Origin of the sequence: Moraxella sp. FZLJ2109, from assembly GCF_024296965.1 — a bacterium.
GTDB lineage: Bacteria > Pseudomonadota > Gammaproteobacteria > Pseudomonadales > Moraxellaceae > Moraxella.
On sequence record NZ_CP101112.1, the window covers coordinates 1,749,592 to 1,765,011 of the forward strand.

Consider the following 15,420-nt stretch of genomic DNA (forward strand, 5'->3'; position numbering starts at 1 on the left):
AAATTGGCATGAGTGTCTGGCTGTTTGTACTGATTACGCTGGTATCCTTGACGGTGCTTGGCGTGATGGATGGCTTTATGCTCGATGCTGATTTGGTATCGCAGCTTGGCACAGGCAGTGGCACTTTGGGGCTTACGCTAATATTATTATTGCTGCTATTTATTTTTGTTAAACTTTCAAATTTCAACCCTTCTTATTTCTCATCAGATTTATCCAAATCTTTTTATCTAAAAATCGGGCAGAAGCATTTATTTAAGCTTGCTAAAACTGGGCTGATGATCGCCATCATTGTGCTGTTTGCTTTTCGGACGATGATTGTGTTTGATGCTTATCAAGCCAAGCTGCCCCAATCGCGCCATATCATCACTGCCGCAGTACATATAGAGCAGCTGAGTGATGGCGTGTACGATCCTGTGCTTGAGCGCAGTTTTCGCCAAGTGGCGCGCATTGATGATGTCAAGCTGGATGATGCCACCAGTAGCGGGCGATTGCTGACGGTGCATAATCCATTTGGTGGTGATGATGTCAATCTGCACACGGATACCGATACGCACAGCGATGATGTCGATGCACTAAATGACATAACTGTCATGCTACATGCCAATCCAGCATTTGCCAAAAGTGATTTATCCGCTTTAGGCAAAATAACTGTCGGCGATCGTGTGCCGATGACTTTGCTGATCACGCCGATCGATACCAAAAGCAGCGCCAATGGATTTGATGTTGCAGAGTGGCTGACGACACGCCATATCCATGCCAATGCGCAGATTTTGGCGGTGGGTGAGCCTGTTCAGGATTTACCAAACGGTATCTTTGCCAAGTTTCGTCTTACGCTTGAGCAATATCGAGCGCGATTGCGTGCGCATTTTTATCAAGATTGGCAAGCATACAGCACGGATCAAGCACAGGCACGCGCCGTGACTTTAAGCCTGCTTACTGGTGATCGCGCGCTGATTGATAATCCGACCAAGCAGCTGTATCAACTGGCAGGGATTTCGCACCTGCTTGCTATTTCAGGTGCGCATGTGCTGTTCTTAGCGGTGCTACTGTCGGCGATGGTGGTTGGCGTGCTTGATCGTGCTGCACTGCGCATCTATCAGCGTGTGCCCAGATGGCAGATCAAGATGGCGGTGATGGTCTCAGCAGGGTTGATTTATGCTGTTTTTACAGGCTTTGAAGTGCCTGCGGTGCGTACGGTGTATATGCTTGTCGTCGTATGGCTGGTGCGCTATTTGGCATTGCCGATTGGGGTGGTGTCAGCGGTGGTGATTACGGCGCTGGTGATGATTTGGCTAGATCCTTTTGTATTGTGGCAAGCAGGGTTTTGGCTGTCGTTCGTGGCAGTGATTATCCTTGCGCGTTATGGGCTTGATGAGACACAGAGTGATGGCGGCAGCTTGCGCACGCAGTCATGGTGGCGGAGATTTGTGCAATTGGCAAAGCTGCAAGCATGGCTATTTATCAGTATGCTGCCGATCAGCTTGCTGCTGTTTGGCAAGGTGTCGCTATGGGGCTTGGTGGTGAATTTATTTGCTATCGGCTTATTTGGCATGGTGATTGTGCCGATTAATTTGCTTGCAGGGGTGTTATTTGCCATCATGCCTTGGGCAGCAGATCTGTTATGGGCGGTGTCATCGCAGATTTTGTGGTTTTTGCATCAGCTGCTTGAAGTGGCTTTGGTGGATCAGTGGGGTGGTGTCAGTGCGTGGCTGTATGCACCGTTTGGTATGGCGGGCTTTGTGCTGTGCGTGATGGCGGTTGTAATTTGGCTGCTGCCCAATGTAGTGCCGCGATCGCTGCTTGTGATTATCATGACGGCGTTGATTTTGGTGAGTATCGGACGCATTACGCCAAAAACAGAACTCATCATCCTTGATGGCGCACCAAAAACCACGCAATGGCTGCTGCAATCGTATGCTGATGGCAAGCTTTCACGATGGCTGATTTTATCTGACCAAGAGGCGAATAAGCTTAGTGATGTGCAGATACAGCGACTGATTGATCAGCTATTTGCTCAAGGTGTGGCACAAGGTGGGCTTGATGGTATCATCGTCCAAAGTCCAAGTGCATTGTTCGTCCCTGCTGTCGCCGCCATCAATGAGCGCGTGGCAGTGGGGCGGTATTGGCAAGCAGGGCAGCACGAGCCACTGCCGCATCTACATCACGACACTTGCGTTGCAGGGCTGAACTGGCAAAGTGATCATCTTGCGATCCGCACCCTGACAGGGTGGCGGCAGATTGACGATCAGCGTGTGTGGCATTGTGAGCTTGAGATTGACAGTAAGCTACCGTTTGAGCTGACCGATACTCGTGCTCAAGATGGTATGATTGCCGTCGATGAGCTTGATCGTTACGATGATGCGCCTGATAATACGCCGATGCAGTATAAGCAAGGGGTGCAGCTGATCACCGCGACCAGTCAAGCACCGATACTTTGGCAGCTGTGGCAGATGATGTGTGTAACAGATCTTTATTTGGATTTGACAAAAAGCACTCGCCCACGATTACTACTGAATGCGACCGAGACCATGCCTGATGCTTTGCAAGACAAGCAAGCACAGCAGATGCAGTTATCGCCGTAATTGATGTTGTATGGATTTTTCAGTATATCTTTTTCTACCGTTTGAGCGCATTTTGCGGTAGAATGTAGCATGAATTTTCATTGGGATAAACATTATGGCATGGCCACCAAATCCAAATAAATCTGACAATCTGCCAAAAGGCGAGCTGACACCGCCAAGCACAGGGCAAGAATGGCGACTGCTTGAAAAGACCTTGCTTGCCAGTATCGAAGAGCAAAAATCCAGCCGCCGTTGGGGTATTTTCTTTAAGCTATTGACCTTTGTGTATTTGCTGTTTGTCATCATTGCGCTTGGCTATGGTTGCAGCGCATCATCGACATCGCTTGAGCGTGTGGGCGTTGGCGAGCCACACATTGCCATGATCGATGTCACAGGTGCGATCAGCAGTGATAGCGATACCAATGCAGCGAATATCAATGACGCCTTGCAAGATGCGTTTGACAATAGCCAAGCCAAAGCCGTGGTGCTGAACATCAATTCACCAGGTGGTTCACCAGTGCAGTCAGATGAGATTTGGCAAATGGTGATGGATCTGCGCAAAGAAAATCCAGACAAAAAACTCTATGCCATTATCGGCGATGTCGGCGCGTCGGGTGCATATTATATCGCGTCGGCTGCCGATGAGATTTGGGTTAATCCATCAAGCTTGGTCGGCTCAATCGGCGTGATCATGTCAGGCTACAATGTCGAAGAGCTGATGCGTAAAGTGGGCGTACAAGATCGCACCATGACTGCAGGCGAGTACAAGGATATCTTGAGTATGAGCCGCGAGATGACTGCGACAGAACAAGCCCATGTCCAAAAACTGCTGGACGACACGCACCAAAACTTCATCAATGCTGTTAAACAAGGTCGTGGTAATAAACTTAAAAATCCTGAACAAAATCAGCTATTTACAGGGTTATTTTGGAATGGTAATGAAGCGGTGAAATTGGGACTGGCTGATAAAACTGGCGGCATTAGCCAATTGAAAAAACAGCTTGAGCTTGACACGGTTGATTATACCTACATCGATCCGATGAATAAGTTTTTTGATCGCTTCGGGGTACAAATTGGCAAAGGGCTAGGTGAAGGTGTAAAACTCAGCTTTGGCGAGCCGAGCGCTGAGCTGAAGTAAGTTTTGTAAAAAGCCCAATCATAAAAAAATCCGCTTATTTATAATACGCAGATTTTTTTATGGGCTAAATTTGGTGGAATATTAATCAATATTCTAAATTGCTTTTCAATCACTTTTCCAAATCGCATTTGCCATTGACATCGTTCAGTGCTTCATCGATGATTTTTTGGCTGACGCCTTTTTTGCGCAGCTTTTCGATGAACAGCACATCATTGGCAAGGCTGTAGTTGCTGTTATCGCGGTCAAGTCCTTGGCGGATATACAGACGAATCAAGCCTTGAATACGGTTAAAACCATGCACACTGGCGGTCTCTTCTAGATGCTTGATGATCTCTTCAGACAGGCGCAGATGCACAGGGCGCATGATGACCTGCGGATGATCAGAATAGCGATTTTTGATATGTGGGGGTAGCATGGGTCGTCCCTTGATGATGTCTTGGAATTGATTGTTGATGATTATAACATGATGAAGATACTTGTCAAACTGATAGTCTGCCAACTTTAAAATAATACTGCGTCAAACTCACTCGTAGTGCTACTTGTGCAACTTCGCTCGTTTTCCTTGCTTTATTTTTAAATTTGTTTGACTATGCATGTATAATCTGCATACTTGTGATCATAATTAATCGCTATCTTGTAAATCTCACATAAGAAAAAACCCTTGGCAATCACCAAGGGCTTCTCGAATATGGCTCCCCAACCTGGGCTCGAACCAGGGACACACGGATTAACAGTCCGATGCTCTACCGACTGAGCTATTGGGGAATGATGGTGGGTCGTGCAGGATTCGAACCTGCGACCAATTGATTAAAAGTCAACTGCTCTACCAACTGAGCTAACGACCCGTTAGCGATACTAGGATAAATGGTGGGTCGTGCAGGATTCGAACCTGCGACCAATTGATTAAAAGTCAACTGCTCTACCAACTGAGCTAACGACCCATTTATCTAGTCGGATACGGTACTCCGTATCGCTAATGTGGTGCATATTATACGCATAATTTTTATGATTGCAAGCATTATTTTGCAAAAAATTCAAAAAATTTGCGATTTTATCAAAATGATCTGCCAAAGCCTTATACGGCAAGGGTTTTGATAGTCAGATTTTAGCCAAAAATTTTATCCAAGATCAAACCCAAGCTGAACAAGCCATTAAAAATAAGCGTCAAAATCGCCATTTGTGCAAGTAGTGGGCGCAATTCAAGCGGGCTTTGGCAGTGATACACAGCACGCAGATGGCAATAAAGTAGCGGAATGCTAAGCACAAATAGCCATCGCCACAGCGAGCCGTCTGTTATCAATACAAAGGCAACATCTAGGCAGAGCGACAAGATGAGTAGCAGTGCGTGATAATGGCGTGCATTATGCGCGCCAAGCTTGACAGCAAGGGTGAGTTTGCCTGCTTGATAGTCTTGCTCAATATCGCGTAAGTTATTGATATTTAACACAGCAGCAGCCAGCAATCCTGTGGCAATGGCAGGCAGAAAAATCAGCGGTGTGATGATATGTGTCTGTAAATAAAAACTGCCACCAACGCCCAATATACCAAAAAATATCAGCACCGACACATCGCCAAGTCCGCGATAGCCATAGGGTCGTGCGCCCATAGTATAGGCGATCGCTGCAATGATGGCACACAAGCCTAGGGTTAAAAATATCAACAAATCCACCATGCTTTGTACCGCCACCAACAGTAAAGTACTGCCAGAGATGATACACAGCGCAATCACCACCATCAGTGCTCGGCGCAAGGCATGACTGTCAATGCTGCCTGTCTGAATGGCGCGCACAGGTCCGATGCGCTCGGCGGTGTCACTGCCTTTTTGGTGATCGCCATAATCATTGGCAAAGTTTGATAAAATCTGCAAAAGGAGCGTCGTGACTAAGCATAATAATGCAATGGTTGGCTCAAATGCGTCTTGCCAAAATGCCAGCGCACTGCCCGTGATGATACTGGAAGCAGCGACGGGCAAAGTCTTTGGGCGAGCGGTGATGATCCAAGGATTCGGCATGGGTTTTGGTTTGTAATGATGATTTGAATGATGCTTGTATTGTATAAAGCGATATTTAAGATTGCAATAAAAAACCGATGATAGCTGTGTGCATCATCGGCTGTTTGGGTTAGTTGTGGCTTAACGCATCCACAGGATTTAGCTGTGATGCACTGCGCGCAGGTAAGAAGCCAAAGACCACGCCAATCAGTGTTGAGCAGATAAAAGCTGCGACGATGGATAAGGTCGAATATACGACGCTAAAATTCCCGCCAGCAAATTTATTAATCAGCTCACCAATGCCAAAAGCAAGCGCAACGCCCAAGATACCACCAAGTAAGCACACCAAAATCGCTTCGATCAAAAACTGCTGCATGATGTCGCTTTGGCGCGCGCCGACCGCCATGCGCACACCGATTTCGCTGGTGCGTTCGGTGACTGAGACGAGCATGATATTCATCACGCCGATACCGCCAACGATGAGCGAGATGATGGCAATGGACGATACCAGCAAGGTCATCGTGCCTGTGGTGGATTCGACCGTCTGACGGATGGAATCGGTATTCATGATATTAAAATCATCGGTGCCGTGGCGAGATTTGATCAGATCACTGATGGCGGTCTCGGCGACGCTCGATGGTGTCGCATCATCAATCAGCACCACAAAGCGGTCTAGGTAGCTTGTGCCAAGCATTCGATGCATCACGGTGGTGTAAGGCATATACAGCTGTGGTGTGTTATTGACGCGTCCAAAGCTCGTGTTTTTGCTTGATAAAACGCCAACCACTTGCCCTGGTACATTGCCAACCAAGATGATTTCGCCAATCGGATTGCCTTGACCATTAAAAAAGGTTTGATAAGCGTTATTATCAAGGATGATGTCTTGGGTGAGATCATTGATATTTTGACTACTAAAACCTTGCCCCATCACCAGTTTTTCACCAGTGACAGTCAGATAATCTTTGCCTACACCGCTGACACTGGCGGTGGCTTCGATGTTCTTGTAGCGTGCGGTGACATTGCTATCCACTTGGGGGCTGACGCTTTTGGCATACGGCTGTGCGGCGACGGCATCGGCATCGGCGGTGGTGAGATTGTCGTGTCCATAGCGGCGGCGCGGATCGCCAAAGGGATAGCCGTCGATGACGGTGATGGTGTTTGTGCCCAGCTGATTGATGTCGGCTAGGATTTTTTGTTGTGAGCCTTGTCCTAGACCGACCACGGATACCACCGATGCGATACCGATGATGATGCCAAGCATGGTGAGTAAGGTGCGCATTTTGTGCGCTTTCATCGCGTAGATCGACATCTTAAAGGCTTCGGTTAAGCGGTCAAAAAATCCCAATAGGGCGTTTTTACTCACCGATTTTTCACGGCTATGATCATCGTGCGTACTTGGCGTGCGTACTTTGGCGTGATCGGTATAATAATCGTTGATCACTTGACCGTCTTTTAATTCGATCACGCGCTCAGCTTCACTGGCAAGCTTCGGATCGTGCGTGACCATGATGATGGTGTGTCCGCGATCTTTGAGCTTGTGCAAGATTTTCATCACTTCGATGCCTGAGTGACTATCAAGTGCACCTGTCGGCTCATCAGCTAGGATGATATCACCACCATTCATCAAAGCACGAGCGATGGAGACGCGTTGCTGCTGACCGCCTGAGAGTTGATTGGGGCGGTTGTGTAGTTTTTCGCCCAGTCCCAATTCGCCAAGCAATTGCGCGGCACGCTCTTTACGCTTAACGGTATCCATCCCTGCATAGACAGCAGGCACCGTGACATTATCCAAAGCATCGATGTCACCAAGCAGATGATAGCGCTGAAAAATAAACCCAAAATGTTCGCGGTGCAGGCGTGCCAGCTCTTCGGTGTCCATCTCATCGACCGCGCGCCCAAAGATGCGATACTGTCCACCACTTGCTTTATCAAGGCAGCCTAAGATATTCATCAGGGTTGATTTGCCCGAGCCTGACTGACCGATGATGGCGACCATCTCGCCTTGGTATAGTGTCAGGTTAATCCCGTGCAAAATGCGAATGCTGCTATCGCCTGCAGGAAAATCACGCACCAAATCACGCACTTCGATCAATGGTACTTTATCTGGTGGCGATTGATTTGCAAGCATTGGTTCTGATGGCTGTTTATTGGAAATATCCGTCATGCCATCACCTACATCAAGCGCGGTGCATTGCCGCGGCGATTATTGTCACTGTTATTGCCGCTGCCATTATCGCTGCTTTGTTCGCCGATGATGATGGTGTCGCCATCTTTTAGCCCTGATGTGATTTCAGCATTGACGCGGTTATTGATGCCGACACTGACTTCTACAGGTTTGGCAAAGCCATCTTCGCCTAGGATACGCACCAAGGTTTTGCCGTCTTGTTCGATCAGTGCTGACGATGGTACGATCAGTACATCGCGCGCAGCATTGATGATGATATTGACTTGCGCGGTCATATCGACGCGAAATTTACCTTCATGATTATCCACATCCAGATAGCCGATGTAATACACCGCGCTGTCGGTACTGCTCGTGCTGCTGATGGTCTCAGGTGCAGGCTCGATACCGCGTAGCATGGCATCGTATTGAATGTCAGGATTGCCAATGATATTAAAGCGCGCTGGCATATTTGGCGTGATGTTCACGACATCCGCTTCTGAGATCTGCGCATTGATACGCACGCGGCTCAGGTCGGCTAGGGTGACGATGGTCGGCGCTGACTGATTGGCATTGACGGTGGTGCCTTGTTTTTGGCTGACTGAGACGATTGTGCCGTCCATTGGTGCGGTGATGGTGGTATAGCGCAAATCTTCTTGGGCGGTGACGACATCATTGCGTGCTTTGGTGATGGCGGCTTGTTGGCTGTCGATGGCAAGGCGTGCGTTGCTCACTTCGGTGAGTGCGTTATTATAACTGGCTTGTGCAGCGGCAAGATTGGCTTTGGCAATGTCCAGTGTTGCGCGCGCATCGTCGTATTCTTCGCGGCTGATGGCATCGATGTCGATCAATCCTGCTAAGCGATTAAAGCTTTGTTCGGCTTTTTTTAGCTCAGCTTGGCGCGTGGCAATCGTGGCTTTGGCACTGACGACATCACCTTCGCGACTGGCAAGATCACCGCGTGCTTGATTGAGATTAGACTGTGCTTGAGCAAGGCTGGCTTCGGCATTGGAGACGACATTTTTTTGCTCGACTTGGCTGATCTGTGCGATGACATCGCCTTTTTTGACTTGATCGCCGACATCGACATACAGACGCACGATTTCACCTGAGACCTGCGCGCCAACATCAACCGTTTCGATGGCTTTGATTTTGCCTGATGCCAATACGGTGTTTTCAATGTCGCCTTTTTTGACGGTAGTGGTGAGATATTCAGGAGCGACGGGGTCGGGGTTTAGCTTTTTATAACCAAAAAAAGCCAATATCGCAAGGATAATGGCTAAGACGATCCATTTGATATACGGGGTGAGTTTGATCGGTTTGCGAACAGGTTTGCTAGAAGTCATAAAATTACTTGGGTCAATGCATGGTCTGATCAATCAAAAGATAAGTTTGGCGCATTTCAAGCTTGTGCTTATTTGCACATCTTATTTTGATGATAAAATGACCGTTTTATCGTCGTATTGTTAAAATTAATCCGTGTGAATGATAACAATTTTTATTTAGAGAAAAATTTGAACGAATGTAACTTATGTAGTGAAATGTTGTATTTTTGTAAATTTGGGGTTGGGGTGGTGGTTTAATTTATAAATTTTATAATCAGATATTTTAAAAATTAAAAAATTTAGGGTGCTTTGTATGTATTAATGAGATATAATTATTTGATTTTAAATGAGTTATTTCCCAAAATAAAAATTTTGGCTCTTATCGGTGCGTGGAACAAGCTTTATGCTGCTGACTTTATTTTATGAATTGTCAATTAAGCTAACAAACCCACACCGCAAATCATCATCACAACCCGTTCAAATTGCCGCCAAGTATTATCATCGCTAAGACCTTTAATGCTTTTATCAATGGCATAAATCTCGCTCAGCAGCTGATTAATCATCATCGGTGATAAATGGTGCGACAGTGTGCGATAGCTGTGTTCTTTATTGCGCCAAATGCCAAGGCTTTGTGGATCTTTGCCTGCTTGCAGTCCTGCGACGGCTTGCACATCTTTATTAATTGCCCATAGGATGATGCTTGGCGCGGTGTCGGTCTGCTTAAGGTGGTGTAGGATTTTTAAAGTTTGCGTGGCGTTTTGCTGAATCAGTGCATCGGATAAATCAAACACACTAAAGCTGCCGCCATCGGTCAGTAGCGTCATCAAGGTGTCAGCATCGATGGCGGTCGGCGTGCTTTGATTGGGCGTGGTATGGTTAAATGACAATCGCCACAAGGTCTGATAAGCATTCAATAAATCATGCTCGGTATGGCTCATCAGCACTTGCCATGCACCACGGTCAAGACTGAGTGAGAGTTCCTGTGCTTTAAAGGCTAGGATTTCTTGCCGCTGATTTTCGTTATAGACATTGGCATCGATCAGCGCGCCATGCGTTTCAAACAGCTTTACAGCTTTGGTAGCTTGGGCTTTTTTGTCTTGCTTGGGTAAAAGCCAAATCAAATGGTTCCGACTTTGACCATCTTTGACATCTTGGGCGAATCGCTCAAGCTCGGCAAGGGCGGCGGCATCAGGCTTGTGCTTGCCTGTCACGATGATGGCACTGGCATCATCAAACAGTGACAGACTGCCAAGTTCATTGATGACTTCTTGCCACTGCTTAGGGCTGCCAAGCTCAATACGCTTAATGACTTGATGATGCGCGCGCCAACTGGGACGGCAGGCATCAATGAGCCACTGCAAGGTCAATGGTTCATCAGAATGCGCAAGCCACAAGCCACTGATAGCAGGGGTCTTGGCAAGTGACTGTAAAATCGCCAAAAAGCGTTGCTGCACTAGGGTGTACCCTTGCTGCCTGACTGTGTGGCAAGCGCGTAATACTGCTCGGCGATGCGCTCGGCTAAGTTATTTTGCAGCCAGTTTTGTGCTTGTTCGCCTTGCTGATCGCTGGTGGCGACAGTACCTTGGTTGTACTGATAACTGCGCTCGACTTGGATCGGATAGCTGTGGGTCTTGCCATCGACTTGATAAGTGACATCCGCCATCAATAATAGACGCACTTCGGTCAAAATCCCAAGCAGTTCATAGCGGCGATAGCGCAAATTATCAATGCGAATCTGCTGAGCGGCATCACTTGTGCTATTGACGCCAAGCTGAGACAGACGCGTTTCAAGCTTGTATTTGAACGCATATGCCGTTGGATCATCGGCAGTGCTGATGGTGACTTGATGATAGGCAGGGGCAAGCTGTTGGCTATTGGTCCCCACGCCACGCAGCGCAAAGCCACAGGCGGTCAGTGAAAAGACACTCACCGCAAGTAGGCTTGCACGGATTAGGTTATTGGCTTTCATTAGCTACCTGCTACGACGAAGCTGATCAGTTTGTTTGGTACGACGATTTCTTTTTTGATCTCGCCGGTGATGAATTTTGCCACGCCTTCTAGTGCTTTGGCATTGGCGATTAAAGTGGCGTTGTCCGTGCCAACAGCGACTTCCATCTTGCCACGCACTTTACCATTGACTTGCACGACCATGGTGATGGTGTCATTGACCAAGGCGGATTCGTCAAGCGCAGGGAAAGCAACCGTGCGCACATCGACACCAAGCGCATCAAGCAGGTACTCACCCACATGTGGCGCGTATAGCGACAGCATGGTCAGTAGTGCGTGGATCGACTCATCACGCACCGCAAGGTCATTGTCATCACTCACGCTAAAGCTTGCGATCTCATTGCACAGCTCCATCAGACTAGAGACTGGTGTATTTAGTGCCAAATGCTCACCTAGGCTGACATCAATTTTGGCAATGGTTTCGTGTGTCTTACGGCGTAGGTCTTTGGCAGCTTTTGATAAATTGGCTTTATCGATATCACCAACGGTTTTATTGCTGATGGCGTCAATATGTTCGCCAACAGTACGCCATACTTTTTTGACAAAGTTATGCGGGCCTTTGAGTGCTGAATCTGACCATTCGAGAGTCTGATCAGCAGGGGCGGTGAATAGCGTGTATAGACGCACTGTGTCTGCACCGTATTGCTCGATGATTTCTTGGGGATCGACACCGTTGTTTTTTGATTTACTCATTTTTTCGATTTTGCCGATGATGACAGGTTCGCCATCAGCTTTGAGTGTCGCGCCACTGACTTCAGTACCATTCATCACAAGGTCGATCTCATGTGGGAAATAGTATGACTTTGAGCCATCGGCATTTTCACGATAATAAGTACCAGCCAGCACCATACCTTGGGCAAGTAGATTTGCAAATGGCTCATCACCGCTCACCAAGCCTTCATCACGCATCACCTTGTGGAAGAAGCGTGCGTATAGCAAATGTAGGACAGCGTGCTCAACACCACCAACATACTGATCCACAGGCAGCCATTTGTCAGCTGCAGCACGGTCAATCATTTGCGCATCATCATGTGGGCTGGCAAAACGCTGTGCATACCAGCTAGACTCCACAAAAGTATCAAAAGTATCTGTCTCACGCTCGGCAGGCTGACCGCATTTTGGGCAGGTGCAGTTGATGAATTCTGGCATATTTTTGAGTGGATTACCACGACCGTCAGGGATGACATCGGTCGGTAGCACCACTGGCAAATCCGCTTCATCGACAGGGACGGTACCGCAGTATTCGCAGTTTACCATCGGAATTGGGCAGCCCCAATAACGCTGACGGCTCACGCCCCAGTCACGCAGGCGGTATTGGATGGTGGCTTTGCCAAGATTTTTGGCACTGACGATTTCTTCGACTTTGGCGGTGGCATCAGCTGATGACAGACCGTCAAGTACGCCTGAGTTGATGCAGTAGCCTGTGTCTTTATCGCCGTACCATTCTTGCCACTCACGGCTGTCGTATTGACCTTGTTTGTCTTTGAAGTCAATGACTTGGGTGATTGGCAGGTTGTATTTATTGGCAAATTCAAAATCACGCTCATCATGCGCAGGAACGCCCATCACTGCACCTGAGCCGTAGCTCATCAGTACATAGTTGGCGACCCAGACAGGGACATTTTCGCCAGTGATAGGGTGCTTGGCAAATAGACCAGTATCCATGCCGACTTTTTCGGCTTTGGCGAGGTCAGCTTCAGCCACAGAGCCTTGTTTACATTCAGCGCAGAACTGAGCGATGGCTTCGTTTTGCTTGGCGGCGTATTGTGCCAATGGATGCTCGGCGGCCACAGCCAGATAGCTGACACCCATCACCGTATCAGGGCGAGTGGTGAATACACGCAGTACATCGTCATTACCATCGATATGATAAGCAAAATCTAGCTCCATGCCACGGCTTTTGCCAATCCAGTTGTGCTGCATTGATAGTACTTGTTTTGGCCAATGACCTTCTAGGGTTTTTAGGTCATCAAGTAGCTCATCAGCATAGTCGGTGATCTTAAAATAGTACATCGGGATGTCGCGTTTTTCGACAATCGCACCTGAACGCCAGCCACGACCATCCACCACTTGCTCATTGGCAAGGACGGTATTATCCACAGGATCCCAGTTTACGGTGGCAAGTTTTTTGTATACTAAGCCTTTTTTGTAGAGTTGTAAAAACAGCCACTGCTCCCAGCGGTAGTATTCAGGCGTACAGGTGGCAAATTCACGAGACCAGTCAATCGATAGACCCAATGCCTTTAGCTGCTCACGCATATTATCGATGTTTTGGAAGGTCCACTTGGCAGGGGCGACCGCATTGGCGATGGCGGCGTTTTCGGCAGGCAGACCGAACGCATCCCAGCCCATCGGCTGCATGACATCATAGCCTTTTTGGCGATAATAACGGCTTAGTACATCAGTGATGGCATAGTTACGCACATGACCCATATGCAGTTTGCCACTTGGATAAGGGAACATTGACAGCATATAGCGAGTCGGTTTATCGCTTGGCTCGTTGGTGGTGTGATAGCGCTTGTCATTATCCCATTGGGCTTGCAACTGGCTTTCGATGCTGGCAAAATCATAATTTTCTAAAGAAATTTTCATGTCTTTATCCAAAATAGCAAATTAAAATTAAATTGTGAAAAATAACATCGTATTATACCGAAAAATGCCAAGAATTTGCTATAATTTGCCAAATTTAACCAAAAAACTTTGGGGGGATATGATGACAATCACAGTTTATGGCATCAAAAATTGCAATACCATGAAAAAAGCCTTTGATAAACTGAACGAACTTGGCGTAGCTTATGAGTTTTTCGATTATAAAAAATCAGTACTTGATGGCAAGACTTTTGCGGAGTTTATTGCCAAGTTTGGCGCGGATAAAGTGGTGAATAAAAAAGGCACAACCTACCGTAAATTTGACGATGCAACCAAAGCGCTGATCGATGATGCCATCGGTAATCCAAGTGATGAGAACATCGCAAAGCTGTATGAGATTGCTAAGGATAATCAAAGCTTGTTAAAACGCCCAATCATCATTGGGGAAAAAAAAGATGGTAAGGCAGCTGTGGTGATTGGCTTTGATGATGGTGAATATCAAGCGGTGTTTGGCTGATTCATCAAAGATAATAAAAAATCGTTCATAACTGGATGCTATGAACGATTTTTTTTGTGGTATTGGCTTATTTCACCTGCTTTTGATTATCCGCATAGATAGCGCATTGTAGCCAAATATTGGCTTGGATATAATCATGCACTTGAATGCCATCGGTGGTGTCATTACTCACCGCAGCGATACGCACGACGAATGGATCAGCATCAGGCTCACGCAGTATCACAACATCAAACAAGGTGATGTCTTTGTCAAAAAACTTGGTCTGTGATTTGCCAAGTACTTGACCTTGGCACCAGGCTTCATCTTCTTGACCAAATGTTTCACCATACAGATAAGCGCACATATGCCCAAGATTGATCTCAACAGGGGCAAGCTCGCCACTGTCTTCAGGTTGCCATGCGCGGATTTTCTCATCGATGTCATCAGGGATTTTGCCGTTGTTTTTGGCGACGATGTCATTAAAGGCGCGATGATGGCGGATGGCTTCTTGATCTTCGACCAAGATGGTTTCGTCTTGGTTACTCGGCTCGATGTGGTACGCCCACGCACTGAAATTAACATAGTATTTCTTCGGTGTGCGATAGTCGGTGCGATTGGCGGCATACAGCTGATCGAAAGCATAGACGGTCGCGCCATCTGGGGTGCTTAGGCACAAAATCGCATCCGATGTCGAATCACAGCGGATGATGCGATCGATTTGGCAAGTCATACCGTATGGGCTGTGTACCGCAGGGAAAGCATTGATGAATGCTTGTGGCTTGCCTTCAGACATGGTTAAGATTTGTTTGATATGACAAGTGTCATTCATGCCAAGTAAAAGCTTGCTGTTATTTTCGCTGTTTTGGCGGCTTAGACCATGTGGCAAGGTTGCTTTATCCAGCATCGACTGCAGCCAAGTCGGGACATCCCCTGCGATATCATCGGTCAAAATTGCCCAATGATCGCCGTGGCTGGCATTGACATCACAAGGCAAATCGATCTTAACTGGAGTGGTTTCATGTGAGTAGTGAAACTTAAAAGTTTGAGTGCTCATGATAAATTCTCAGTGACAATTGTTCCTTACATGGGGATAAGCACAAAAATATCAAGCCTAAATATGGTGATTTTCGCCAAGACAAACGCGGTAAAAAAT

11 protein-coding genes and 3 tRNA genes are annotated in these 15,420 nt (G+C 47.3%); 3 read left to right on the forward strand and 11 right to left on the reverse strand.

What is annotated here, in order from left to right; genetic code table 11:
• Positions 1–8 precede the first annotated feature (8 nt).
• Positions 9–2,582, forward strand: coding sequence for a ComEC/Rec2 family competence protein (locus NKU06_RS08465; protein WP_254730004.1), 2,574 nt, complete (start codon positions 9–11; stop codon positions 2,580–2,582).
• A gap of 94 nt (positions 2,583–2,676) precedes the next feature.
• The gene (sppA, locus tag NKU06_RS08470; protein ID WP_254730006.1) at positions 2,677–3,699 is read left to right on the forward strand and encodes a signal peptide peptidase SppA; all 1,023 of its coding nucleotides are present in this window, start codon (positions 2,677–2,679) and stop codon (positions 3,697–3,699) included.
• Between the two features lie 109 nt (positions 3,700–3,808).
• On the opposite strand, the gene NKU06_RS08475 is transcribed toward sppA, so the two are convergent.
• The 10 genes from NKU06_RS08475 to leuS form a co-directional block, all read right to left on the reverse strand.
• Positions 3,809–4,114, reverse strand: coding sequence for a CopG family transcriptional regulator (locus NKU06_RS08475; protein WP_253223287.1), 306 nt, complete (start codon positions 4,112–4,114; stop codon positions 3,809–3,811).
• Positions 4,115–4,388: 274 nt separating this feature from the next.
• Positions 4,389–4,464 (reverse strand) — tRNA-Asn (locus tag NKU06_RS08480).
• A 4-nt stretch (positions 4,465–4,468) separates the two neighbouring features.
• Positions 4,469–4,544, reverse strand: a tRNA-Lys gene (locus tag NKU06_RS08485).
• Between the two features lie 20 nt (positions 4,545–4,564).
• A tRNA-Lys gene (locus NKU06_RS08490) sits at positions 4,565–4,640 on the reverse strand.
• 164 nt (positions 4,641–4,804) lie between these two features.
• Positions 4,805–5,710: a 1,4-dihydroxy-2-naphthoate polyprenyltransferase gene (locus NKU06_RS08495; RefSeq protein ID WP_254730008.1), complete on the reverse strand. Its 906-nt coding sequence runs from the start codon at positions 5,708–5,710 to the stop codon at positions 4,805–4,807.
• Between the two features lie 109 nt (positions 5,711–5,819).
• The gene (locus tag NKU06_RS08500; RefSeq protein ID WP_371928006.1) at positions 5,820–7,853 is read right to left on the reverse strand and encodes a MacB family efflux pump subunit; all 2,034 of its coding nucleotides are present in this window, start codon (positions 7,851–7,853) and stop codon (positions 5,820–5,822) included.
• Between the two features lie 8 nt (positions 7,854–7,861).
• Entirely contained in the window at positions 7,862–9,196 is a 1,335-nt protein-coding gene (locus NKU06_RS08505) for an efflux RND transporter periplasmic adaptor subunit (RefSeq protein ID WP_254730010.1), read from the reverse strand.
• A gap of 413 nt (positions 9,197–9,609) precedes the next feature.
• Positions 9,610–10,629: a DNA polymerase III subunit delta gene (gene holA / locus NKU06_RS08510; RefSeq protein WP_254730013.1), complete on the reverse strand. Its 1,020-nt coding sequence runs from the start codon at positions 10,627–10,629 to the stop codon at positions 9,610–9,612.
• Entirely contained in the window at positions 10,629–11,144 is a 516-nt protein-coding gene (locus tag NKU06_RS08515) for a hypothetical protein (protein ID WP_253223291.1), read from the reverse strand. The genes holA and NKU06_RS08515 overlap by 1 nt, the downstream gene beginning before the upstream one ends.
• A complete protein-coding gene (gene leuS, locus NKU06_RS08520; protein ID WP_254730015.1) occupies positions 11,144–13,774 on the reverse strand; it encodes a leucine--tRNA ligase in 2,631 nt (876 codons plus the stop codon). Before leuS ends, NKU06_RS08515 begins: the two co-directional genes overlap by 1 nt.
• A 121-nt stretch (positions 13,775–13,895) precedes the next feature.
• Here leuS and NKU06_RS08525 point away from each other — a divergent pair, with 121 nt between their 5' ends.
• On the forward strand, positions 13,896–14,288 hold the full coding sequence (locus NKU06_RS08525) for an ArsC/Spx/MgsR family protein (RefSeq protein ID WP_254769549.1): 393 nt from the start codon (positions 13,896–13,898) through the stop codon (positions 14,286–14,288).
• Positions 14,289–14,355: 67 nt separating this feature from the next.
• Here NKU06_RS08525 and NKU06_RS08530 read toward each other — a convergent pair whose 3' ends face one another.
• On the reverse strand, positions 14,356–15,321 hold the full coding sequence (locus NKU06_RS08530; RefSeq protein ID WP_254730019.1) for a hypothetical protein: 966 nt from the start codon (positions 15,319–15,321) through the stop codon (positions 14,356–14,358).
• Positions 15,322–15,420: the final 99 nt, after the last annotated feature.